At 41.2% G+C, this 23,141-nt stretch carries 26 protein-coding genes; 18 read left to right on the top strand and 8 right to left on the bottom strand.

Annotated features, from left to right (window positions below):
* Window positions 1-238: 238 nt before the first annotated feature.
* The 5 genes from H5154_RS24220 to hslR all read right to left on the bottom strand — a co-directional run bounded on the left by H5154_RS24220 (window position 239) and on the right by hslR (window position 4,299).
* Window positions 239-454: a winged helix-turn-helix domain-containing protein gene (locus tag H5154_RS24220; RefSeq protein ID WP_182798170.1), complete on the bottom strand. Its 216-nt coding sequence runs from the start codon at window positions 452-454 to the stop codon at window positions 239-241.
* Window positions 455-729: 275 nt separating this feature from the next.
* Entirely contained in the window at window positions 730-906 is a 177-nt protein-coding gene (locus H5154_RS20820) for a hypothetical protein (RefSeq protein WP_182719499.1), read from the bottom strand.
* A 308-nt stretch (window positions 907-1,214) separates the two neighbouring features.
* On the bottom strand, window positions 1,215-2,753 hold the full coding sequence (locus tag H5154_RS20815) for a phosphoenolpyruvate carboxykinase (RefSeq protein ID WP_149983375.1): 1,539 nt from the start codon (window positions 2,751-2,753) through the stop codon (window positions 1,215-1,217).
* Between the two features lie 265 nt (window positions 2,754-3,018).
* Entirely contained in the window at window positions 3,019-3,864 is an 846-nt protein-coding gene (gene hslO / locus H5154_RS20810; protein ID WP_149983376.1) for an Hsp33 family molecular chaperone HslO, read from the bottom strand.
* A 12-nt stretch (window positions 3,865-3,876) separates the two neighbouring features.
* Window positions 3,877-4,299, bottom strand: coding sequence for a ribosome-associated heat shock protein Hsp15 (gene hslR, locus H5154_RS20805; protein ID WP_404676548.1), 423 nt, complete (start codon window positions 4,297-4,299; stop codon window positions 3,877-3,879).
* Window positions 4,300-4,504: 205 nt separating this feature from the next.
* Between hslR and gspC the strand changes: the two genes are divergently transcribed.
* The 13 genes from gspC (at window position 4,505) to H5154_RS20740 (ending at window position 16,531) form a co-directional block, all read left to right on the top strand.
* Window positions 4,505-5,452 carry a type II secretion system protein GspC gene (gene gspC / locus H5154_RS20800; RefSeq protein ID WP_182719498.1) on the top strand — a complete coding sequence of 316 codons (948 nt, stop codon included), beginning with the start codon at window positions 4,505-4,507 and terminating at the stop codon, window positions 5,450-5,452.
* A 23-nt stretch (window positions 5,453-5,475) separates the two neighbouring features.
* The gene (gene gspD / locus H5154_RS20795) at window positions 5,476-7,539 is read left to right on the top strand and encodes a type II secretion system secretin GspD (RefSeq protein WP_182719497.1); all 2,064 of its coding nucleotides are present in this window, start codon (window positions 5,476-5,478) and stop codon (window positions 7,537-7,539) included.
* Window positions 7,532-9,091, top strand: coding sequence for a type II secretion system ATPase GspE (gspE, locus tag H5154_RS20790; RefSeq protein WP_310736565.1), 1,560 nt, complete (start codon window positions 7,532-7,534; stop codon window positions 9,089-9,091). Before gspD ends, gspE begins: the two co-directional genes overlap by 8 nt.
* A 2-nt stretch (window positions 9,092-9,093) precedes the next feature.
* Window positions 9,094-10,329 (top strand): type II secretion system inner membrane protein GspF, encoded by a 1,236-nt coding sequence (gene gspF / locus H5154_RS20785; RefSeq protein WP_145242766.1) that lies wholly within the window; start codon window positions 9,094-9,096, stop codon window positions 10,327-10,329.
* 74 nt (window positions 10,330-10,403) lie between these two features.
* On the top strand, window positions 10,404-10,823 hold the full coding sequence (gene gspG / locus H5154_RS20780; protein WP_310736627.1) for a type II secretion system major pseudopilin GspG: 420 nt from the start codon (window positions 10,404-10,406) through the stop codon (window positions 10,821-10,823).
* Window positions 10,824-10,872: 49 nt separating this feature from the next.
* The gene (locus H5154_RS20775) at window positions 10,873-11,475 is read left to right on the top strand and encodes a prepilin-type N-terminal cleavage/methylation domain-containing protein (RefSeq protein ID WP_182719495.1); all 603 of its coding nucleotides are present in this window, start codon (window positions 10,873-10,875) and stop codon (window positions 11,473-11,475) included.
* Window positions 11,475-11,852: a type II secretion system minor pseudopilin GspI gene (gspI, locus tag H5154_RS20770; protein ID WP_145242773.1), complete on the top strand. Its 378-nt coding sequence runs from the start codon at window positions 11,475-11,477 to the stop codon at window positions 11,850-11,852. Before H5154_RS20775 ends, gspI begins: the two co-directional genes overlap by 1 nt.
* Window positions 11,853-12,476 carry a type II secretion system minor pseudopilin GspJ gene (gspJ, locus tag H5154_RS20765; protein WP_149983381.1) on the top strand — a complete coding sequence of 208 codons (624 nt, stop codon included), beginning with the start codon at window positions 11,853-11,855 and terminating at the stop codon, window positions 12,474-12,476.
* Entirely contained in the window at window positions 12,466-13,455 is a 990-nt protein-coding gene (gene gspK / locus H5154_RS20760) for a type II secretion system minor pseudopilin GspK (protein WP_145242776.1), read from the top strand. Before gspJ ends, gspK begins: the two co-directional genes overlap by 11 nt.
* A complete protein-coding gene (gene gspL / locus H5154_RS20755; RefSeq protein WP_182719494.1) occupies window positions 13,452-14,660 on the top strand; it encodes a type II secretion system protein GspL in 1,209 nt (402 codons plus the stop codon). Before gspK ends, gspL begins: the two co-directional genes overlap by 4 nt.
* Complete coding sequence (gspM, locus tag H5154_RS20750; protein WP_182719493.1) at window positions 14,657-15,130, top strand: type II secretion system protein GspM; 474 nt, start codon at window positions 14,657-14,659, stop codon at window positions 15,128-15,130. Before gspL ends, gspM begins: the two co-directional genes overlap by 4 nt.
* Window positions 15,131-15,133: 3 nt before the next feature.
* Complete coding sequence (locus H5154_RS20745; protein ID WP_182719492.1) at window positions 15,134-15,892, top strand: type II secretion system protein N; 759 nt, start codon at window positions 15,134-15,136, stop codon at window positions 15,890-15,892.
* 18 nt (window positions 15,893-15,910) lie between these two features.
* Window positions 15,911-16,531, top strand: coding sequence for a UPF0149 family protein (locus tag H5154_RS20740; protein WP_182719491.1), 621 nt, complete (start codon window positions 15,911-15,913; stop codon window positions 16,529-16,531).
* A 2-nt stretch (window positions 16,532-16,533) separates the two neighbouring features.
* Here the strand turns inward: H5154_RS20740 and H5154_RS20735 are convergent, their stop codons facing one another.
* Together H5154_RS20735 and H5154_RS20730 are read right to left on the bottom strand one after the other, a co-directional pair.
* On the bottom strand, window positions 16,534-16,737 hold the full coding sequence (locus H5154_RS20735) for a hypothetical protein (protein ID WP_182719490.1): 204 nt from the start codon (window positions 16,735-16,737) through the stop codon (window positions 16,534-16,536).
* Entirely contained in the window at window positions 16,737-17,096 is a 360-nt protein-coding gene (locus H5154_RS20730; protein WP_145242788.1) for a hypothetical protein, read from the bottom strand. The genes H5154_RS20735 and H5154_RS20730 overlap by 1 nt, the downstream gene beginning before the upstream one ends.
* A gap of 291 nt (window positions 17,097-17,387) precedes the next feature.
* Here H5154_RS20730 and ccoG point away from each other — a divergent pair, with 291 nt between their 5' ends.
* The 5 genes from ccoG (at window position 17,388) to H5154_RS20705 (ending at window position 21,701) form a co-directional block, all read left to right on the top strand.
* Window positions 17,388-18,818: a cytochrome c oxidase accessory protein CcoG gene (ccoG, locus tag H5154_RS20725; protein WP_182719489.1), complete on the top strand. Its 1,431-nt coding sequence runs from the start codon at window positions 17,388-17,390 to the stop codon at window positions 18,816-18,818.
* 64 nt (window positions 18,819-18,882) lie between these two features.
* The gene (locus tag H5154_RS20720; protein ID WP_149983388.1) at window positions 18,883-19,860 is read left to right on the top strand and encodes a serine/threonine protein kinase; all 978 of its coding nucleotides are present in this window, start codon (window positions 18,883-18,885) and stop codon (window positions 19,858-19,860) included.
* A gap of 29 nt (window positions 19,861-19,889) precedes the next feature.
* Window positions 19,890-20,513, top strand: a complete 624-nt coding sequence (locus tag H5154_RS20715; protein WP_149983389.1) for a thiol:disulfide interchange protein DsbA/DsbL — start codon at window positions 19,890-19,892, stop codon at window positions 20,511-20,513.
* 34 nt (window positions 20,514-20,547) lie between these two features.
* On the top strand, window positions 20,548-21,186 hold the full coding sequence (locus tag H5154_RS20710; RefSeq protein WP_149983390.1) for a thiol:disulfide interchange protein DsbA/DsbL: 639 nt from the start codon (window positions 20,548-20,550) through the stop codon (window positions 21,184-21,186).
* Window positions 21,187-21,251: 65 nt separating this feature from the next.
* Complete coding sequence (locus H5154_RS20705) at window positions 21,252-21,701, top strand: DUF523 domain-containing protein (RefSeq protein WP_145242799.1); 450 nt, start codon at window positions 21,252-21,254, stop codon at window positions 21,699-21,701.
* A gap of 5 nt (window positions 21,702-21,706) precedes the next feature.
* Here H5154_RS20705 and trmA read toward each other — a convergent pair whose 3' ends face one another.
* On the bottom strand, window positions 21,707-22,807 hold the full coding sequence (trmA, locus tag H5154_RS20700; RefSeq protein ID WP_182719488.1) for a tRNA (uridine(54)-C5)-methyltransferase TrmA: 1,101 nt from the start codon (window positions 22,805-22,807) through the stop codon (window positions 21,707-21,709).
* Window positions 22,808-23,141 lie beyond the last annotated feature (334 nt).

The raw sequence follows: 23,141 nt of genomic DNA, 5'->3' as shown, positions 1-23,141 counted from the left end.
CTCGCATTAGGCTCTTTACGTGATAAAGCTAAAAGTTGCTTGGATTTTTCTAAGTTCAATTTAGTAAAAGTAGATAGGTATCAGTGTGCTAATTAGATCACATAATTTGGCAGATTGGTATAAGTATCCATACTCAAACTGCTGTTGTTTTGTTGCGCGGGGCCTAGAGCCTGTTTCAGCCCATAAGCATGTTATTTGATTTTGTTGCCCAAACCGTGCTTCATTTTGAAAGCAAACATCAATGCGACCTAAAAGTAGGTGTCCTGGGGGGCGGAAGGATCGTTTCCATTTGGACTTTTTTAAAAGCCTCTTGGCTTTCTTCTGACTGCTTTGGGTGCTTAGAACGGCTTGTGATCCAGCTAAACCCAAGCTTCTTAAGCAGTTTGTAAATATGATCGGTGTGATACCTTACATTGAACTGCTCATAAATATACTGAGCAATATCTTCCCCCATTAGTCTGCCGCCTTCTGAAGAGCTTGCTGACTGTTTTACATACTCTGACAGTGTGTCCAGTTGTAGTGAGGTTAATATAGCCGAGCGGCCCTTAATCGGTTTGTTGTTCAAGCCAGCAACGCGATTGTTAAGGTAGTTAGAAGTTGCTTGGATTCTTCTAAGTTCAATTTAGTAAAAGTAAATAAGTATCGGTGCGCTAATTAGATCACATAATTTGGCTGATTGGTATTAGTCATAGAGTAACGCTTTTTAGTTTTGTATCTAAATTTTTGGAGCTAGTTTGTAGAGCTATCAAGGATACTTACAACAGCCTCTAAAATTGCAGACTCAAGAATACTGTTAGAAGGAACGTTACTTGGCTTTCCAGCAGTTTTATTATCAAAGCAATCAGGGCTTATGCCTAAATCATCATGATTTGACTTATCAATATAAGCTAAATCAGCCTGTTCCATGCACTTCGCTGAAGCATTATTCGAAGGTGTGCTACATGCTTGTATGAGAGTGCAAAGTAGGCAGGTGCTGGCTAGTTGCCTCACATTCATATTTCAGTGCCATCTAAATTTTGCATAATTATTATACTAAGTAGAGTGTATACACTTTCCACAATTAATTTGTAAATTCTTGTCTTTTTCTTTCAATGCAAAAGTCGCGATATGGGAAAGTTCGTTCTATGGTAATTGGCAAGAGGCTTGATAAACGTTAGTAGATCAAAAACGCCAACTCGAGGTTGGCGTTTTAATTATGAGGCTAAAGTAGCTTATTAAGCTTTAGGTCCTGCATTTTTAATTTCGTCAGATACGTCGTATTTAGCAAAGTTTTCAGTGAAGTCTGCTGCAAGTTTGGCCGCATATTCAGCGTATTTAGCTTTATCTTCCCAAGTATTGATTGGGTTAAGTAGCTCGCTGTTAACGCCTGGTACTGCAACTGGTACGTCTAGGTTTAAAACATCAATATGTTGAGTTTCAACGCCAGCCAGTTTACCTGATACGATTGCATCAACAACAGCGCGGGTAGTTGGAATATCAAAACGCTTACCTGTGCCGTAAGGACCGCCAGTCCAACCAGTGTTAACTAGGTATACCTTGGCGCCAAATTCACGTACACGCTTCATTAGAAGCTCCGCGTATACACCCGCTGGACGTGGGAAGAATGGTGCACCAAAACAGGTTGAGAATGTTGATTCGATATCGCTGGTAGAGCCAATTTCAGTAGAGCCAACTTTTGCTGTGTAACCGCTTAGGAAATGAAACGCTGCCGCTTCTTCGCTAAGGATTGATACTGGAGGTAATACGCCGCTTACATCACAGGTTAAGAATACCACTGCTTTTGGCTCGCCTGCGCGGTTCTCTACTTTGCGTTTTTCAACGTGTTCAAGCGGGTAAGCTGCGCGGCTATTTTGCGTTAGGCTGGTATCATGAAAATCAGGAACGCCTTTGTCATCAAGGACAACGTTCTCTAGGATAGTTCCAAAGCGGATTGCATCCCAGATAACAGGCTCATTCTTTTGTGAAAGGTCGATACACTTAGCATAACAACCACCTTCGATGTTGAATACACTGCCAGGTGCCCAGCCGTGTTCGTCATCACCGATTAAAAAGCGAGTTGGATCGGCGGATAAAGTTGTTTTACCGGTACCAGATAGACCAAAGAATAATGCTGTATCGCCAGCTTCACCTACGTTAGCTGAGCAGTGCATTGGTAGCACGCCTTTTGCTGGTAGTAGGAAATTTTGCACTGAGAACATTGATTTTTTCATTTCACCGGCATAACGCATACCTGCAAGCAATACTTTACGTTGTGCAAAGTTGATAATTACTGTGCCATCACTGTTAGTGCCATCACGTTCTGGGTCACAAACAAATGAAGGTACATTCATTACCTGCCATTGGGGTAAATCAGATGCATTATAAGATTTAGGTTCGATAAACATATTTTTGGCAAAGATATGATGCCATGCAGTTTCTGTTGTAACAACAACAGGTAAATAATGCTCAGGATCAGCGCCTACTTCAAGGTGAGAGATGAAGTGGTCGTTGCTCTGCACATGTGCTTCTACACGTGCCCATAAAGCGTCAAATTTATCTGCATCGAAAGGGCGATTTACATTACCCCATTGGATTTCATTTTCAGTACTTGATTCTTGAACAATAAAGCGATCTTGTGGTGAACGACCAGTACGACGACCAGTGTTAGCAACAAAAGCTCCATTGGCGGCTAAAGTCCCTTCGCCACGACGGATCGCGTGTTCGACAAGTTCAGCTGCAGTTAGATCGACAAAACGAGTAGCGCTTGAAGTCATGTTTATACCTAAATTGTGTGAGATTGAACGGGATAGCTCTGGGGTTCTTGTTTCCCTTTAAGCTGTAATTATAGTAACAGATGGATTAGGGATATTCGAGCTTATCAAAGGCCTAAAAACACATATATTTAGTAAAAAACATGAATAATTTCAATGATACCGGTGTCATAAAAGTAATACAATTCATGACACCGGTATCAATTTTTGGCATAAAAAAACCGCAATAAATGCGGTTTGAATTTTGTTGGTTTTTTGAACAATGAGATTAGTTGAAAATACTTTTCACATCTTGTTCATTAAAAACGTAATCTTTTAAGCAATAATGGCAGCTAATTTTTACCTCACCATTTTCAATAACGTCATCTAATAAAGCTTGTTGACCTATATTAACGAGCGCAGTAATGGTTTTTTCTCTACTACAACCACATTTAAACTGGATTGCTTGCGGCTCGTAAACACGAGGATTGTCTTCATGATAAAGTCGAGTAAGCACAGTGGCAGCATCAAGCTCTAACAACTCTTCAGCTTTAATCGTATTGCTAAGTGCTTCAAGGTGAGTAAAGTCAGTAATCGACTTTTCTTTATTTACAGGTAACACCTGTAGTAGTAAACCAGCAGCTTTAGCATGACCTTGTGTTGTATCAGTTGCAAACCATAGACGTGTTTGTAGTTGCTCTGATTGTGCAAAGTAGGCTTCAAGACATGCTGCTAACGTGTCATGCTCAAGCGGAACTATACCTTGATAACGTTCACCTTTAGTTGGGGTGATTGTCAGTACCATCACACCGTTACCGATTAGTTCCTGGATGGTTGAGCCTGTTACTTCACCTTGCAGGCGGGCAATACCGCGCATATTTTGTTGATGATCACCGTTGATAACCGCATATTTTACCGGGCCATCACCTTGCAGTTGTACTGCTATATCACCTTCAAACTTTAATGTAGCTGTAAGTAGGCAGGTTGCGACCAGTAACTCGCCCAATAAAGCTTGCACTTGCACGGGGTAATTGTGATCGGCAATCATTTCATTATAAGCTTGCTCTATTTGTACGAGTTCGCCGCGGACGTCTAGTTGATCAAATGTATAACGATGAAGTAGATCTTGTTGCATGATTGGCTTTACCTAACTTGATTTCATTTTTAAAAGTTCGCGTCTTTGCTTTTTATCTGGTTTACGGTCCGGATGAGGAGCAAAAAAGCTATTATTCTTGCGCGCGATGCTATTGGCTTCGCGTTTTTCGATACTTGCATCAGATTCGTGATACAAGGTTTGAGCAATGGGGGCACTTAAGCGTTTATCAAGCAATTTAAGTACAGTGATAACTTTTTCGTCAACTCCTTGAGCAAGTTTGATCACGGCATCTAGTTCGACTATTTTACTAGGTTTAGTGCGCTGGCCATTATAATGTACTTTGCCACCTTGCACCATGTCCCGTGCGATGGCGCGGGTTTTATAAAAGCGTGCAGCCCACAACCATTTGTCTAAACGGATACTAATAGTTTCATCTTTTGACGTGGTATTACGGGTGTTACTTTTTGACACAATTATACTCAATTAAAAGCGCGGCTCTGTAAGGTAAAATTTAGCATGAAACTTACCAACAAAGAAATAGTCGAAGTTTTTTACACTCAGCTTGAACGTTAATTTACCTTGTTTACAAAGTTTAATATTAGTGCGCTTGTTGAATGAAAAATGAAAAGGTACTATAGGCCAGCGATGAAACAGCAAATTAAAATAAGAAACGTCATTTATGGAACAGCGATTACAGCAGCTAAAACATTTAGTAAGTAAATTACCCCACGCTAAATTGAGTTGGGCAATAACGCTTTTAGCCGTTGTTTACATTGCCTTTTTAGCAGCGAAACTATTTTGGCTAACATGGCCAGCCCCGGTTAATTCGAGCCTTTCTCCAAGCTATATTAATAGCGTTACAGGTAAACCTGAACGGGTTAATACGCAATCAATTTTAGCACAAAACTTGTTTGGTAAAGCCGACGCAGCGCCTAAAAAACCAGCAAGCAAACAAACTCAAGTCATTAACAATGCGCCAGAAACTCGATTAAGCATTAATTTAACTGGTATTGTTGCAGTCAGTGGCAATGATCAAACAGGCTTGGCAATTATTGAGTCTCAAGGCCAACAATCAACTTATTTAGTAGATGATGTTGTACAAGGCACTCGCGCTAAGCTTGCTCAAGTATTACCTGATCGAGTAATTTTAGATGTCAGTGGCCGTTTTGAAACGTTAATGCTTGATGGCGTGGATTTTACCAAAACAGTATCAATGCCAGTACTTGCCGAACGTGAAAGTGATGAACCTGAACTCGATGAAGGTCCGCAAATGGACAGTGACCGTCAGATTGATGTAACAGCAAATCAAGAAGTAAAAGAAGCAATTATAGAGACCCGAGAAGAATTGTTAAAAGATCCCGGTAAACTATTTGACTATATTCGAGTATCTCAGGCTATGAAGGATGGTGAGCTTATTGGCTACCGTTTAAGCCCAGGTAAAGACCCTGCATTATTTACGCAGATGGGGTTACAAAATAACGATTTGGCTGTATCGATTAACGGCTATCAATTAACAGATTTAAAACAGGCCATGTCAGCCATTAATGAGCTGCGTAATAGTACCGATGCGAACATTACAATTGACCGTGATGGCGAGCAGATTGATGTGCAATTTAGCCTGCAATAACTTAGCTTTGGAGTTTTAATATAATGGTTCACGCGCTACACCTCAAAAAAATCAGAAAAGGGTTAGCTAAGTACGCAACACTTTTTTTTGTGGCTAGCTTATCTCTATCGGTGTCTGCCGTTGAGTATGCTGCAAACTTTAAAGGGACCGATATCAACGAGTTTATTAATATCGTTGGTAAAAATCTGAATAAGACCGTCATTATCGACCCGAACGTACGTGGTAAAGTAAACGTACGCAGCTATGAATTGATGGACGAAGCACTTTATTATCAATTCTTTTTAAATGTGCTAGAAGTTTACGGTTATTCAGCTGTTGAAATGGATAACGGCATATTAAAGATTGAAAAAAGCTCTGATGCTAAAAAATCAAACGTACCGTTAGTCACTGAAGACGACCAAGCGCGCGGTGATATGATGATCACTCGTGTCGTACGTGTAAAAAATGTTAGCGTACAAGAACTAGGTCCATTAGTGCGTCAGTTTAGCGACCAAAAAGATGGCGGTCATGTTGCCAACTTCAACGCTGCAAACGTCATGATGTTGACCGGTCATGCTGCCTCAGTAAACCGACTTGTTGAAATTATTCGCTCAGTTGACCAAGCCGGTGATAAGCGGGTTGATATTGTAAAGCTAAATTTTGCCACCGCTGATGATGTGGTATCTGTGGTTGATAATATTTACAAAGATAGCGGTAAAGGCAGTATCCCCGAATTTTTGATCCCTAAAGTCGTTGCAGATGGCCGTACTAATAGCGTGATTGTTAGTGGCGAAGGCCAAGCAAGAACGCGTGCTATTGAATTAATTAAACGCCTCGACGGTGAGTTACAAAGCCAAGGCAACACTAAAGTAATTTACCTTAATTACGCTAGCGCTGAAGATTTAGTGAAAGTGTTGCAAGGGGTTAGCAAAACGCTTGGTGAAGAAGGTCAAGGTGGGGCAACTAAAACCCGTAGCCGCAACCAAAACGAAACCAGTATCGAAGCTCACCCAGATTCAAACTCATTGGTCATTACTGCTCAACCTGACACTATGCGTTCATTGGAGTCAGTGATTGAACGGCTTGATATTCGCCGTGCCCAAGTACTCGTTGAAGCAATCATTGTTGAAGTAATGGAAGCTGATGGGATTAACTTTGGTCTGCAATGGATTTCAGAGCAAGGCGGTATGATGCAGTTTAATAACGGCACAACCGTTCCTGTTGGTTCTTTAGCTGTAGCTGCTCAGCAAGCTCGTGATAAAACAATTACTGATAGCGTTGTAGGCACTGACAATGCAGTAGTTACTCCTATTAAGAAAACTGTAGAAGGTGATCTTGGCCCGTTAGGTGCGTTGTTAGGGGGCATCAATGGATTGGCTATGGGGATTGTTAAAAACGATTGGGGCGCGATCATTCAAGCAGTCTCTACTGATACTAACTCAAATATTCTTGCTACGCCTTCGGTTACCACCATGGATAACGAAGAAGCATCGATGATTGTCGGTCAAGAAGTGCCGATCATTACTGGCTCGCAAACGGGTTCTAATAACTCTAATCCATTTCAAACTGTTGAGCGTCAAGAGGTGGGTGTAAAACTTAAAGTAACGCCACAAATAAATGATGGTTCAGCTGTACAGTTAACCATTGAGCAAGAAGTATCTGGCGTGAGTGGTACTACTTCGGTGGATATATCTATTAATAAACGTGCCATTAAAACCACGGTTATGGCTGATGATGGCGGCATGGTTGTGCTTGGTGGTCTAATTGATGAAGACGTGCAAGAAAGCGTCTCAAAGGTACCAATATTAGGTGATATTCCTATCCTTGGTCACTTATTCCGCTCAACCAGCACCAGCAAGCGTAAACGTAATTTAATCGTGTTTATTCGCCCTACCATTATCCGTGATGGTATTAAAATGAATAAATTAAGCCACAGTAAATATAACTTTATCCGTGGTGAGCAGTATAAACAAAAAGAAGATGGTATTGATTTAATGCCTCTAACCGATGCACCAATCCTACCTGAGTGGAATGATGCATTAGTATTACCGCCAACTTATGAAGAATACTTAAGACAGCAAAATACAGATGAGCGCAATAATGACTGATGCAATCACTGAGATCACCGCAGAGCCCTCACAGCCGCTAAATAATAGCGAGCTGATGACCAGTAACGATTTAGTTGAACTGCCTAATAAGCGGCTACCATTTTCATATGCACGACGTACAGGCATGTTATTAAGTAAAAATAATGATGACCGGGTGGTTTTCTATCGTGGTGAGCTTAATATTGATGCATTGTTAGAAGTGCGCCGCATTGCTGGGCATGGCTTTACGCTTGAACATTTAGCTGATGACAAGTTTGAGTTGTTATTAGAGGCATCGTATCAACGCGATAGTTCTGAAACCCAGCAAATGATGGAAGACATAGGTAACGAAGTTGATTTATTTTCACTGGCTGAAGATATGCCGCAAACGGAAGATTTGCTTGCCGGAGATGATGATGCACCAATCATTAAATTGATCAATGCGATGCTCAGTGAAGCGATTAAAGAAGGCGCGTCAGATATTCACATCGAAACCTTTGAGCAAGAGCTGGTGATCCGCTTTCGGGTTGATGGCGTGCTTAAAGAAGTGTTAAAGCCGAATCGTAAACTCGCTTCATTGCTAGTTTCGCGTATTAAAGTAATGGCGAAACTCGATATTGCAGAAAAGCGTATCCCGCAGGATGGTCGTATTAGTTTGCGTATCGCAGGACGTGCCGTTGATGTTCGGGTATCAACCATGCCATCAAGTTTTGGTGAGCGGGTTGTACTGCGTTTACTTGATAAAAATAACGCGCGTTTAAATCTTGAAGATTTAGGTATGACGCTGCGCAATCGTGAATTGTTCTCTGATTTGATCAGTAAACCGCACGGAATTATTTTGGTGACCGGTCCAACTGGTTCTGGTAAAAGTACCACGCTTTATGCGGGCATGAGCCAAATTAACTCTCGCGATCGTAATATTTTAACGGTTGAAGATCCAATCGAGTATGAAATCCCAGGTATTGGTCAAACTCAGGTAAATACTAAAGTTGATATGACCTTTGCCCGAGGCTTACGGGCAATCTTACGTCAAGATCCTGATGTAGTAATGGTTGGTGAAATACGTGACCTTGAAACCGCACAAATTGGCGTGCAAGCCTCACTTACAGGTCACTTAGTGATGTCGACATTGCATACCAATACCGCAGCAGGTGCTATCTCTCGTATGGAAGATATGGGGGTTGAACCCTTCTTACTGTCATCTTCTTTGTTAGGGGTGTTATCGCAGCGTCTAGTGCGAACTTTATGTAAGAGCTGTAAAGAAGGTCATGTTGCAGATGAGCGCGAGTGTGAATTGCTCGGCGTACCATTTGTAAATCCGCCGACTATTTACCGAGCCGTTGGCTGTGAAGAGTGTAACTTTAATGGTTACCGTGGTCGTACCGGTATTCATGAATTACTGGTAGTTGATGAAACTGTTCGCGAACTTGTTCACAGTGGTAAAGGTGAGCAAAGTGTTGAAAAGTACATTCGCAAACATACCCCAAGTATTCGCCAAGATGGCTGTAGTCGCGTATTAGCCGGTAAAACCACCCTTGAAGAAGTATTACGTGTAACGCGTGAGGAAGGTTAACAATGGCAGCATTTGAATATCGCGCGCTCGATGCTCGCGGCAAAGAGAAAAAAGGTATTCAAGAAGCGGATACCGCGAAACAAATTCGCCAATCTTTACGTGAACAAGGTCTTACGCCGCTCGAAGTTGTGCCCGCCGCAGAGGGTGATAAACAAGTTAAAGGTGAAAAAAGCTCGCCATTTGGCAGCTTTTTTAAAGCGAAAATATCTACCTCAGATCTCGCTTTGATCACTCGCCAACTCGCTACACTCATTCAATCGGCGTTACCGGTTGAAGGGGCGGTAATGGCGGTGGCTGAGCAGTGTGAAAAGCCGCGTATGAAGCGTATGTTAATGTCGGTGCGTTCAAAAGTTGTTGAAGGTTATACCTTGGCTGATGGCATGTCTGAGTTTCCACATGTATTTGATAATTTATACCGCGCTATGGTAGCTGCGGGTGAAAAATCAGGTCACTTAGATGCTGTATTGAACCGTTTAGCCGATTACACGGAACAACGTCAACACATGCGTAGTCAAATCACACAAGCGATGGTGTATCCGGTGATATTAGTAATATTTGCCATTGGTATCGTTTCAATATTACTAGGTACTGTAGTGCCTAAAATATTGAAGACATTTGAAAAGTCAAAGCAGGTTTTACCTTGGACGACTGAATGGGTAATGGCTGCTAGTAACTATGTGCAAAATTATTGGTTCATTACTTTAGTATTATTTACCGCGACAGTGATTGGTGTTAAACATGCGCTAAAACAGCCTAAGATCCGCTTTTGGTATGATTCGAAAATTTTGATGATGCCGGGCATTGGCAAAGTTGCTCGTAGTATTAATACCGCCAGATTTGCTCGTACACTGAGTATCTTGTCATCAAGTTCAGTGCCGTTACTCGAGGGAATGCGTATTTCTGGTGGCGTATTGATCAACGAGAAAATTAAAAAAGCAGTGGCGGATGCCGCAACCCGCGTTAGTGAAGGGGCAAGTTTAAGAGCGTCCTTACAACAAACAAAATTATTCCCACCGATGATGCTGCATATGATCGCCAGTGGGGAGAAATCAGGTGAGCTCGAGCAAATGCTAGAGCGTGCTGCAAACAATCAAGACCGTGAATTTGAAACCATGGTAAATGTCTCGCTAAAACTCTTAGAGCCTGCGATGATAGCGTCCATGGCGGTTATTGTATTGTTTATCGTAATGGCCATATTACAACCTATTATGGCAATGAATAAAGCGATTGGACTTTAACTATTTTAGGGATTTCGTAATGCATTTTTACCGTGTTACGATAGTTAATTATTAAGAACAACAGAGGTATGTACGTGAATAAACAAGCAGGTTTCTCATTACTCGAAGTTATGGTGGTACTGGTTATCATTGGCATGATCATGTCAATCGTGGCACCCAATATTATGGGCCAGCAAGAAGAAGCGGCACTTGATAAAGCGCATCTTGATATTCAGCAGCTTGAAGATGCTATGAGTCTTTATAAATTAAAGAACAAAGCGTACTTAACCACTGAGCAAGGCCTTGAAGGGTTAGTGACTAAAACTAGCGTAGAGCCAGTACCAAAGCGTTTTCCTGAAGGTGGCTTTATTTCTAAATTACCAGAAGATCCATGGGGAAATCCGTACCAGTTAATCAGCCCAGGTGAAGTTGGTAAATTTGATTTGTTTTCAATGGGACCCGATGGCGAAGTGGGTACTGATGACGACATTGGTAACTGGGATAAAGAAAAATAATAATGCATCTTAGTATAAAGGCGTTTTTATACCCAGCACCGAGCTTAGCATGATATTAAGTCGGGCTAAGTTGCGCCTTGCAAAGCTAAAGTCACCGATGCGTGGCTTTAGCTTAATTGAAATTTTGGTTGTGCTGGTGGTGATCGCCTTCGCCACTAAAATGGTGGTATATAGTCTTGATGGCGGTGTTGAAGATGAATTGGACAAACAAGCACTGAGACTGCATACCACCATTAATATGGCTTCTGAATTTGCAATCTTAAATCAGCTTGAATTAGGTTTTCAGCTTGATAAAGATACCTTAGAGTTTTTAGTGTTTGATGGTGAAAAATGGATCACCTTCGACCGAGAAAAGCTGTTTGCGCCGATGACTGTTGATGAACGTCTTAAGTTGACACTTAATCTAGAAGATCTCGCATGGGCTCAAGATAATCTACTCGAGCAATCCAATTGGCGCGAGTTAATGAGTGGCGGTGATGATGATAGCTTACTCGAATTGCAAAAAATGAAAATCCCGCAAGTGCTAATTTTATCTTCTGGTGAGGTGAGCGCATTTCAACTTATCTATGAATTAAAAGATGAAAAAGAACCTGTGTATTTCATCGAAGGGGAATTTTCCGCACCGGTTAACTTACGCAGAGAGCCAGAATAATGTATCGCAGGTCTAAAGGTTTTACTTTACTTGAGGTTATGGTGGCGCTGAGTATTTGCGCCATGGCTGGGATTGCCGCCATGCAAGCGACAGCTGAGCATATTAATCATTTATCAAGCCTTGAAGAGCAAACCTATGCCTCTTGGGTGGCTGAGAATGTAATGATTGAACAGCGTACTCTCGGCGATAAGTGGCAAGGCAAAAATGGCGCAAAAGGCACGGAAACAATGGCTGGTATAGAATGGTATTGGCGTCAAGATACCGAAGCGACAGCAGATAAAAGTTTTGTAAAAGTGACTATTAATGTATTTAGCGATGAAAAGTTAGAGCACTCGGTTTATGAGCTCATCAGCTATTTAAATAAAGGTAGCAAATAAGTGAAGCAGCGCGGTTTTACACTATTAGAAGTGATGGTAGCGCTGGGGATTTTAGCATTCGTCGTGTTAGCTACTCACCAAATTCTTGATTCGACCACCAAAGCGAAAGATGCATCAGACGAAAAAATTGCAGAATTGAATGGTTTGCAAACGACCTTTAGGTTAATGGATCAAGATTTCAGCCAAATGACTAAACGTGCCGTGCGCAATGAAGCCGGTGATGTGCAAGAACAATATCTACTTGCTGGGCGTTACACCATTAATAGCCAGTATGATGGTATTGCCTTTGTACGAGATGGCTGGGTAAACCCAATTAATTTGTTACCGCGCTCAGAGCTACAAGCAGTGGGTTATCGTGTTATTGATGACAACCTTGAGCGTATATATCGGGTTTATGTTGATCAACTCGATAACCTTGAGCCGCGAGTGCAAGTTATTCTTAAAGATATCGAAGATCTTAAATTTGAATTTTTAGATGAAAAAAATGAATGGCAAGAGCAGTGGCAGGGCAAGGCATTGCCAAAAGCTGTGGCGGTCACATTGCAACAAATTGATGAAGAACCAATAAGACGCGTTTTTTTAGTACCAGGTAACGGAAAGGCGGGAGGTTTAAGTGAACCATAAATCTCAACATGGTGCCGCGCTTATAATTGTCTTGTTTATTGTTGCTTTGGCATCAATTCTAGCCGTAGAGATGAGTGCTAATTTGCTTGTTCAAGTTCAAAAAAGTACCAACATACAAGGTCATCAGCAAGCAAAATGGTATGCCTATGCAGCAGAAGAGCTGGCTATTAAAGCGTTATTACAAAGCAAAAAAGATGACCCTGAAAAAACCACTTTAAAACAAATTTGGGCGCAACAAGGCGATATTCCTTATCCGGTTGATAATGGTACCTTGCAAGGCAAGATCACGGACTTACAGGCTTGTTTAAATCTCAATGCATTACGTGTTAAAGCGCCACAAGCGGGTAGTACTGATAAAACCAATCCTGCGCACACCGCGTTATTAGCGCTATTAGAAAATATTGAGGACTTACCAGCAGAAGAGTCGGAAGAAGCCATGGCTGACAGTGTTTACGACTGGCTCGATGAAGATAGTATTACTTATCGTTCTGGCGCTGAAGAAGATGAGTATTTATCGCGTAAATCACCATATATGACAGCGAATAGTTTTTTTGCATCAAGCTCAGAGCTGCGTTTGGTTAAAGGGTTTAATCCATTAGTGATGGAAAAAATCTTGCCATACGTATGCGTGATCCCAGGTAGCGAATTGTTAGCAATTAATGTCAATACAATCGCTCCTGAACAGGCATTATTATTGAGTGCATTGATTGATGGTTTGAGTGAGTCAGGTGCGCAAAGTGTGCTATCAGTCCGGCCAGAAGAAGGCTTTAATAATATTGAAGAATTTTTTGAACAAGTAAATCAACAAGGGGCTCAAAATGTTAAGTCTGTTGAAAAACTGTTCACCATAAATAGCGAATATTTTAAACTACAAGCGCAGGCTAAATTTGTCGATCTGCGTTTTTCGATGACCACATTACTGCATGCCAAAGATGGCGAAGTAACTATACTGGCGCGAAAATTTGGAGGCGTACAGTGACAGAAATACTGTTGATCCGCACGGGTCAAACTCAACAAGAAAGTATTAATTGGCTGATTTACTCACCATTAGAACAAGAAATAATTGCCAGTGGCGGATTGCCGAACGCTGAGCAACTGAGTGAGTTAGTTGAAAAAGCACAGAATCGTGAAGTTGTGGTATTACTGCCATGTGATCAGGTGCAACTAAAAACCGTAATCCTGCCGACCAAATGGAATCGTAAGCTTGAGCAAGCGCTCCCATATATGCTCGAAGAAGAGATTGCATGTGACGTAGATGACTTATTTATCGCGATTGCTGAGCCTACTATGGTCGGTGACAAGCACGCCATTAAAGTTGCCATGACTGACCGAGAATGGTTTGAAACTTGGTTAGCTGTATTTGCTGAACATGAAATTGAAGTGTTAAAACTGTTACCCGATGCATTATTGCTTCCTACTGCTGAACATGAGGGATTAAGCGTTATTGAGCTTAATAACCAATGGCTATGTAAGCAAGGCTCATGGCGGATCAGTGCTGTAGAGCAAAGCTGGTTGGCTGAGTATTTAACTGCTTTAGGTCACCCTGATGTTGCACATTACAGCCCTGCCTCGCAATTTCCAGAAACGGTTAATCTTACGGCGCATACCGATGCTTATGATTTGCCGCTGACGCTATTTGCTAAACAATTACCTGAGATAAGATTCAATCTTCGCCAAGGCCAATATCAACTGAAAAAGAAAAGCGCATTATGGTGGGCGTATTGGCAAGGTGCCGCCATTGCAGCGAGTGTCGCGTTAGTTGGCTCTGTGGCAGTAAAAAGTCTTGAATTGTATCAGTTAAATAGTGAGCTTGAAGTCGCTAAAACACAAGTGGTTGAGCGCTATCAAACGGCCTTTCCGGGGAAAACAGTTCGTCCGCATTTGATTAAAAACCAAATTCAGGGTGAATTGGCTAAATTAGAGGGTGGCAGCAGTGCCGGATTCCTAGATTTAACGAATGAGCTGGTGGGTGTATTTAGCCAAGTGCAAGAGTTTACTCCTGAGACATTGCGTTATGATCAACGTCGCAATGAACTTAGAGTGCGTGCTCGCGGAAAAGATTTTCAAACCTTTGGCAAAGTTAAAGCAATTCTTGAACAACGCGGATTAACTGTAGACCAAGGCTCATTAAATAATGATGGCGACTTTGTAGTCGGTGAAATAAAACTACGAGGTGCTGCATGAAACAACAACTTTTAAAACATTGGCGTGGCTTAAAAGAGCAAGAGCAACAGTTGGTGATGGTCGCTGGGGTTATTTTTGTTATTTTTATCTTAGTTATGGGTATTTTTAGACCACTCAACAACGCGATAACTGAAGCTGAAAAAAACCAAGTTAAACAGCAAGAATTATTAGCGTGGGTTGATAACAGTATTGTTAAACTCAAAGCGGGTAGTGCGCGTGCTGTTACAAGTGACCAAAACTTGAGTCAAATAGTTAATGCTAGCCGCGCTCGCTACGATATAACCATAAGCAAAATGCAGCCTAGCGATAATTCATTAAGATTAACCATCGACTCGGTACAGTTTAATAAGCTCATAGAATGGCTTGATGAACTGGTAAACACTAAAGGCGTATTGATTGAAAATTTAGATCTCAGTCGCGATGATAAACCAGGCTACGTACGCGTTAGCCGACTGGTATTAGAGAAGTAAAGAATGAAAAAAATAGCGATTCTTATAGTAATATTTTTCTTCGGTTTTATCTTTTTTGCACTATTAAAAACGCCAGCTGCAGTTGCGCTTAATTTAGCAAATCCTTATCTACCTAAAGATCTGCAAATAGGTAAAGCATCGGGTAGCATTTGGCAGGGTAGAATCATGCAGCTGCGCTATCAAGATGAACAGATTAATAATTTAAACTGGGATATTTCTGGTTGGGCATTATTCACCGGACAGCTTACAGGCAGTGTAAAGTTTGGTGATCCGCGACAGACCAGTGAACTGTCAGGACGCGGTGACTTTAGTTATGGTTTGCTTGATCAAGTAGTTGCATTAAATGATGCTACATTGCGTTTGAGTGTTGAACGTGCGATGCAGCGTTTGCAGTTGCCATTACCTATTAATGCTAAAGGCAGAGTAATTGTTGAGTTAGATGAATATCTCTCAGGAGCGCCTTATTGTGATGCATTAAAAGGTGAAATCGCCAGTGCAAACATCGATGTGCAAGGATTGTCTGGCTGGTTTAGCGTTGGTCCATTAAGTGGCAAGTTAAGCTGTAAGTCGGGCGATATAGCCGTGTTAGTTGATCCTGAAAACCGCTTAGGCTTAGCGGCTGATGCAACCTTAAAAGCAAACATGGACTTTAAAGTGGCTGGATATATCAAGCCAGAAGCATCACTACCAAAAGAAGTACACGATGCCGCCAAATTTTTAGGCCGTGCAGATAGCGATGGCCGTTATCCATTAAATTTTTAAACAAGGCTGAATTGTTTTATGCAAATTCCTGAATTTACACAGCAACATGGCCAGCAGTTAAGTACGTATTTAGCGAGCCGCAATGGCGCCATGACATTGGTGCAGAGCCAAGGTTACTTATTTGCGGTTATTTGCTCTCCTGAGCCATTAGACGTACACGAGTGGCTTGAACAGATAGTGCCAGATACACACGGCCAGCTAGAAGAACAAACATTATTTGCATTTATGGCTTTGTATCATCAGATCAGTGAGCAAGTTTATGAAACAGGTTTTAAGCTCCCTGTAAGTTTACTGGTGAGTGATCAAGATGACAGCTACCTAGATTTGCATGAATGCCAGCAATGGTGTCAGGGTTTTGTTCAGGGAGCACAGGTGTATATTGATAAGCTAATGCAAGCTGATGCACTGACAACAGACTTAACTGATGCATTGCAAACCGCTTACGCCAGTTTAGGCTTTTTTGCTTTAGAGCCCCAGCTTATCACAACAATTGCCCAGCAAAATCAGCTTAGTGAAATACAACTATGCCAGCAACAGTATGAACTAATGGGAGATTTTGCATTAGGATTTGCTGAGTTAATAGAAATTATCGCGGTGCAAAGTGGTTTGTACGCAGATGAAGAAGATGGTTGGAGTTAGCATTATGCTAAATCCAACACAATTTCAGTACAGCCCTTAGGGCATTTAGCAATCCCTTGGCCGGGTTGCTGAGTCTTTAAATCTAACGTTAATATGCCTTGGCATACTTCACATTTAACCGTTTGTCCTTTCGCCAGCTTCTTCAGTAGGTTTTTATGTTGGTTAAACGATGCGCTGCTTTTTTTTGTTAAAGCTGAAAAATCCACTATTTACCTCTGCGCTCAGCCAATGATGTTGAGACGATGTCGCACACTGTATTTAAACGATCTTCGTAAAAATATAGGTTGAGATCTTTACTGCGGCAGTAACGAGTATGGAATAGCTGCAGCTGTTCATCAGTTTGCATGGTTTCTTCTAAATACTCTAACTCGCTTTCTGAAAGTGTTAGTTCTGACTTGATGCGGTTTTTTGCCATGCTCGCAGCGGGTCCACGGTTAATGTTGCTAGCACTACTTAATAGCCCTACACCTTCTCCTAATAACTTTTCTCGAGGTTCTTTTATCATTGGATGATCAATTGTGAATAACGCAAGTATCACTACAACTAGTACAAGGAATTTTTTCATATGTGAGTAAACTTTGATCTGAACGGGTACGAATTAGACACCAGTGTAATAAAATGCCCCTTTGTAAAGCAAGCAAGTTAGGTGAATAAATTATTATCAATGAATATCAGCTTTTTTGAGGAGAGTTGGTATAATGACAGAGAACAATTAGATTTTTCAGAAATCTCTGAACTTTTACAGCACAGTAGTTCAGTTTGCACTATTTTTAAATGTAAGCTTAGTTGTTAGCTATCTAAATAGCGTTATATGATTGTTTGACTTTCATTCTCCAAGCGGCGTTGAGGAACTTCGATGGACAAGCAAATAAAAGTAAAAAATATTCCTAGTGAGGTCAAGATCGAAAAGCCCGATCTCTATGCTCAACAGGATAGATTTAATCCCCGCAATCGCATTTATGTACGTGCGGTTAAAGGGTTACATCAACTATTAAGACAGCGCATTGGTTTTCTTGGTATGTTGGCGTTCATGGCGCTGCCATGGATAAACTTTAATGACCAACAAGCTGTGTTATTTGACCTCATTGGTCAAAAATATAACATTTTTGGGCTAACTCTATGGCCACAAGATTTTACTATTCTTGCTTTTATTCTGATGCTTGCTGCATTCGCGTTATTCTTAGTGACCACCTTTTACGGTCGGGTTTGGTGTGGCTATACGTGCCCGCAAACAGTCTGGACGTTTATTTTTATTTGGTTTGAAGAAAAGTTCGAAGGGACAGCGAATCAACGTAAGAAGCTTGATCAGCGACCAATGGACTTTGATAAATTTTGGCGTAAGACAGCCAAGCATACAGGTTGGATAGCTTTTTCTTTATACACCGCACTGACCTTTGTTGGTTATTTCACACCTATTCGTCAGCTGTTACCGGATTTTGTTACTTTTAATGTAGGTGGCTATGCGCTGGTTAGCATTATCGTATTTACTGTATGTACTTATGGTAATGCTGGTTGGATGCGCGAAATTATGTGCTTGCATATCTGCCCGTATTCGCGCTTTCAATCTGCAATGTTTGATAAAGATACCTTCACAGTAAGCTACGATGAAAAACGTGGTGAAAATCGTGGGCCACGTAGTCGTAAACAAGATCGAGAAGAGCTTAGCTTAGGTGACTGTATTGACTGTAATTTGTGCGTACAAGTATGCCCAACAGGGATCGATATTCGCAATGGCCTGCAAGCTGAATGCATTAACTGTGGCGCCTGTATCGATGCCTGCGACGGAGTAATGGATAAGATGAATTATCCGCGCGGGCTTATCTCATATACCACTGAGCGTAACCTAGAAACGCCAGAGAATAAAACCAATCCTCTGCGCGCTAAGATTATTGGTTATATTGTTATATTAGTGGTGCTAAGCGCAGCGCTGGTAACGAATATTGTAATGCGTAAGCCAATGGACTTAGATATTATTCGCGATCGAAATCAACTCTATCGAGTCGATTTTAATGGGCTTGTCGAAAATACCTACACACTTAAAGTGATCAACAAAGCACAATACGAGCAAACCTTTAATATTAAGGTGGCAGGACTGGAGAACTTTAAGTACATAGGTAAGCAAACTTTTACCGTGCAAGCGGGCGAATCGCACAACGTGCCATTATCATTGGTGATGGATCCGTATGATTTGAAAGCGCCGATGACCGAGTTTAATTTTGTATTATCGCCAGTGGACAATCCAAGTTCACAAATTTCGCAGCCGAGTAACTTCTTTAAAGCGCGATAGTTAAGTACACTGATAACAAATAAAAAGCGGGATTTTCCCGCTTTTTTTATAATTGATGAGAATTATGAGTAAATTTAGTTTTGTTGACCTCACCCCAGATTCGATTTTAGATGCGGTCGAAAGTATTGGTATTTACGCAGAGTCTGGCTTATTAGCACTGAATAGTTACGAAAACCGTGTCTATCAATTCAAAGCTGAAGATGGCCTACGTTATGTGGTGAAATTTTATCGTCCCGAGCGCTGGAGTAAGGCACAAATACTCGAAGAGCATAGCTTTGCATTTGAATTGGCTGATGCTGAAGTGCCTGTAGTTGCGCCGATACAGCGTAATGGCGAAAGCTTATTTGAGCATAATGGTTATCTATTTACTTTGTTCCCAAGTGTCGGGGGGCGCATCTTTGAAGTTGATAATCTTGATCAGTTAGATGTGTTAGGACGCTTGATTGGTCGGATGCATCAAGCAGCTAAAGCGAATGTTTTTAGCGAACGTCCGGTCATAGGGTGTGACGAGTATCTAGATACAGCTAAAATTCAGTTACAAAACAGTAATCTGGTGCCTAGCAGTTTAACTACTGCGTTTTATACTATTTTAGATATGGTGATCGCTAAAACGAAATCGCTTTACCAGCAGGTGGATACTATACGTTTACATGGTGATTGCCATGCCGGTAATATTCTGTGGGCCGGTGATGCGTTGATGTTTGTTGATTTGGACGATAGTCGTCAAGGGCCTGCGATTCAAGATTTATGGATGATGCTCAGTGGCGATCGAAACAATCAACTGTTACAGTTAGATACCTTAGTGGCTGCCTATGAAGAATTTTGTGATTTTGATCACACTCAACTCAAATTAATTGAACCATTACGCGCAATGCGTATGATTCATTATATGGGGTGGCTAGCTAAACGTTGGGAAGATCCGGCATTTCCGCGGAACTTTTCATGGTTTGCTGATGACAAATACTGGGAGCAACAAATTTTAGCGCTGAAAGAGCAGTATTCTGCACTTCAAGAGCCGCCGCTGAAGTTGCTGCCTAACTAATTATTAAAAATATCTGAAACGAGAGTCCAATGCTTAAAAAACTAAAATTGAGTTTACTACTGCTATGTTTACCTTTTGCTGCGATGGCCGCAGATTTTAAAGCTGGTGAGCACTATGACGTACTAAAAATTGAAAAAAGTAAAACCTCACAAGTAACAGAGTTCTTTTCATTTTATTGTCCGCACTGTTTTAAGTTTGAAGCTGTAGCTAAAGCAATGGAAAAAAGCTTGCCTGCAGGTACTGAGTTTGTAAAAAACCATGTCAACTTTTTAGGTGGTTTAGCGCCAGAAGTGCAAAGTAATTTGAGCTATGCGTATATCATCGCTAAACAGCATAACAAAGGTGAGCAAGTTGCAGATCAAATGTTTGACAGCATTCATATAAAACGTGCTCCACTCAATAACATTAAAGACGTTAAAGCATTACTTGCAGTAAATGGTATTGATAACGATACCTTTGATAAAGATATTGCCAGCATGCCAGTGATTGCGGCGGAAAAAGCCATGCAAGACAAGCAAAATAAGTTTTCACAAATGGGAGCCTTAACCGGTGTACCAACGTTTATCGTTAATGATAAATACAAAATCAATATCAATACCATCAAGAGCCAAGAGCAGCTTGATGAGTTAGTTGCCTTTTTATTACAACAATAAGCTATTAAAACAATAATTTTTGGAGTTTTTACCGATGATCAAATTAGTTAAAGCAGGACTAATAGCGTTGACGCTTGGGTTTGCTACAAACGCCGCCGCGATTCAATATGACGAAGGGACGCATTATGAAACGATTGATGCACGCGCAACTAAAAAGCCAGAAGTTAAAGAATTCTTCTCATTTTACTGCCCACACTGTAATGTTTTTGAATCAATTGTTGCTGAATTAAAGCCGCTACTAAATGAAGGTATTACTTTTAAGAAAAGCCATGTTGACTTTTCGGGTCCGCGTAACCCAGAAATTCAAACGATGTTAGCACAAGCTTACGCTACGGCAACTGTATTACCACAACAAGATGCACTAATTAGCGCTATTTTCAACCATATCCATGGCAAGCGAGCAAACATCAATGAGCTTGCTGATATGAAAGATATCTTTGTTGCTCAAGGTGTAGCTGCTGATGATTTTGATAAGTTTTACAACAGCTTTACAGTAAGAACCAAGGTATCCAAAATGAAGCGTGATCAAGAATATTTTAAACAAAAAGGTGCTTTGAAAGGTGTGCCTACCTTTATTGTAAACGGTAAGTACCGTGTTATTGTTGGTGGTGATTCAGGTATTAAAGATGCTAAAAGTATGGCTGATCTAATTAATTACTTAGCTGCTAAATAGAGCGGTTTAGTGTTTATTGTAAAAAAGCTCCGTACGCGGAGCTTTTTTGTTGCAGGTGGTAAGAAATGCATAAAATACTGGTTTCAAGTTGCTTACTTGGTGCTCCCGTGCGCTACGATGGTAGCGGACAACAGTTACTCCATCCGCAGCTAATCGCATGGCAGCAGCAGGAACGTATAGTCGCTTTTTGTCCTGAGATTGCTGGTGGTTTATCCACTCCTAGAGATCCTGCTGAAATCGTCAACGGTAAAGTGATTACCAATACTGGTGATGATGTGACACCGGAATTTCAGCTAGGTGCAAAACAAGCATTACGCCTTTGCCAACAGTACAATATTCGTTTTGCGCTATTAAAGGAATCAAGTCCTTCTTGTGGTCGTAATACAATTTACGATGGCTCGCACAGTGGTATTAAGGTGGTTGGAATGGGATTAACGGCTTCGCTATTAGAAAAGAATGGTATTAAAGTCTTTAGTGAGCAGCAAATGCCAGCGCTAGTAAAAGCACTGGCATAGATACTTTACAATTTACGTTGTAAAAATACCCCTGATTCAATGTGGTGGGTATATGGAAATTGGTCAAAAATCGCAAACCGTTTAACTTCATGAGTGCGAGTTAGGTGCTCTAAATCACGCTCAAGCGTATCAGGGTTACATGAGATATAAATAATACTCTCGTAGTTAGCCACCAAATCACATGTTAGTGTATCCATGCCTGCGCGCGGCGGATCAACTAAAATGGTCTGACAATCATAGCTGCTTAAGTCAATCCCTTCTAAACGTGAGAAGGTTCGTTCGCCTTTCATAGCTTGAGTAAACTCTTCGCTCGACATACGAATGATATCTAAGTTAGTTACGTTATTTTTAGCAATATTATACTGCGCTGAGTGTACTGACGATTTAGAAATTTCGGTTGCTAATACACGATTAAACGAACCAGCTAAGGCAATTGAAAAGTTACCGTTACCACAATAGAGCTCTAGTAAATCATTTTTTAGTGGTTTACATAAGTCTTGTGCCCACTCCAGCATCTTAATGTTTACTTTAGCATTTGGCTGCGTAAAGCTGTTTTCAACTTGTTGGTAAATAAGTTGCTGGCCATTAACTGTTAAACGCTCAGTAACAAAATCATCACCGAGTACTTCTTTTTGTTTGCGAGCACGCCCAATAAAATCAATTTTAAAGCGCTCACTCAATGATTCTTTTAGTGACTTGATAGCTGCTAGCCATTCTTCGTCGAGTGGTTTGTGATAAAGCAGACTCACTAAAATCTCACCGCTTAAACAAGAAAGATAATCTATTTGGAATAATTTACGACGCAAGACTTCACAGCCTTTAAGATTATCGATCATTGCCTGCATTACTTCCCCAATTAGCGGCGCTGCAGGGTCAAACACATCGACTCTGATTTTATCTTTGGTGGCTTGATCAAACATAATGTGGAATAACTCATCGCCATCGTGCCATACTCTAAATTCAGCGCGTTGACGGTAATGAATTGGCTCAGAGGCAAAGACTTCTAATTGTTCAACACCAAAGCGTTGGAATTGCGCAATGATACGTTGCTCTTTTTCATTTAACTGTGCGTCGTATCCTGTTGTATCGATCTTTATAACCGCCATTACCTACTACCTTATTTCATTATGCTGTTTATCGGCGCTATTGTAGGGGGCAGGGATTATTTGTCTAGGGTCTGTTTATCTTTCTAGGTTAATTTTGCAGCTGTGCGTTTGGTTTTTAGGCAAGGCAGAGCCTATGTAGTGTGGTTATTCCCCATAAATAGGCGATAACGTAGCATAAATGCCAAACGCGCGCTGCCCGAAGGGTTCTGCCTAGGGGCGATTAACTCTTTGTTACTTACATGGATGTAAGTAAGGGGCGTGAGCAGGACGCGGAAGCTTTGCTCAATTTTTACTTAGCCCACTAGGTTACAAATCTCGCGCCGTGATTAAATCG

This window comes from Pseudoalteromonas sp. SR44-5 (assembly GCF_014163675.1).
Lineage (GTDB): Bacteria > Pseudomonadota > Gammaproteobacteria > Enterobacterales > Alteromonadaceae > Pseudoalteromonas > Pseudoalteromonas rhizosphaerae.
The sequence above is the reverse complement of the archived record's forward strand: the minus strand, read 5'-3'. Positions and strand labels throughout refer to the sequence as shown.